Below are 713 nucleotides of genomic sequence, written 5' to 3'. Positions count from 1 at the left end.
TGCGAAGGCTGCTTTTGCCCGGCCAGGTCGACGATCACCTGCTCGATGTCGGCCTGTGTAAATTCGCGTTGCTTCTTCCTGCGCGCGTGGCCTTGCTTGCGCTCCGTTCGGGTCGAGTCCCCACGGTGCGTTCGCGAAGGCGCTTTACCAATCCGTTCGTTATCGCGCTGGGCCTGAATCACCTGCGAGACCTGAAGTACGTGACTTAGCCGCTTGTGCTCAACCACTGCGCCCTGATCCACCTCGGTCAGCTTGTCGTATTCGCGGTACGGGACCACGCGGCCATCCGCCCGCAGCTCGATGCGTCCGTCCGGATACTCCCAGACTTCGATATACCGATCGATCAGCTTGCGGTTCTCCGGTGTATCGTCCAGCAGGTACAGCACACGGTCGTACTGCACCGTCAGCGACTTCTTGACCTTCCTCGGTTCGCGCCACGTCAGCACCGTATCGAGGCTCTCATCGCCCGCAGCGGCCGGTGCGCATCGAACTCACTCTTCGGCGGCTTGGCAAAGCGTGCGTTGTAGGCGGCCATAAAGGAGGGCGCATATGCATTGGCTTCGGCCAGCGTACTGATGCCGCGCAGCCGCAGTTCCTTCACCAGGCGGTCCTGCAGCGTCAGATGCGCGCGCTCCACGCGGCCCTTGGCCGAGCTGCTGTTGGCGCAGATCGTGTCGATGTTCAGCTCGTACATCGCGCGACCGAACGGCGTC

At 62.6% G+C, this 713-nt stretch carries 1 pseudogene; it reads right to left on the bottom strand.

Going from position 1 to position 713, the window contains the following annotated elements:
- A pseudogene (locus M3I53_RS38780) lies at window positions 1–713 on the bottom strand (ISNCY family transposase); the annotation flags it as partial.

This window comes from Paraburkholderia sp. CNPSo 3272 (assembly GCF_024206495.1).
Taxonomy (GTDB): Bacteria; Pseudomonadota; Gammaproteobacteria; order Burkholderiales; family Burkholderiaceae; genus Paraburkholderia.
The sequence above is the reverse complement of the archived record's forward strand: the minus strand, read 5'-3'. Positions and strand labels throughout refer to the sequence as shown.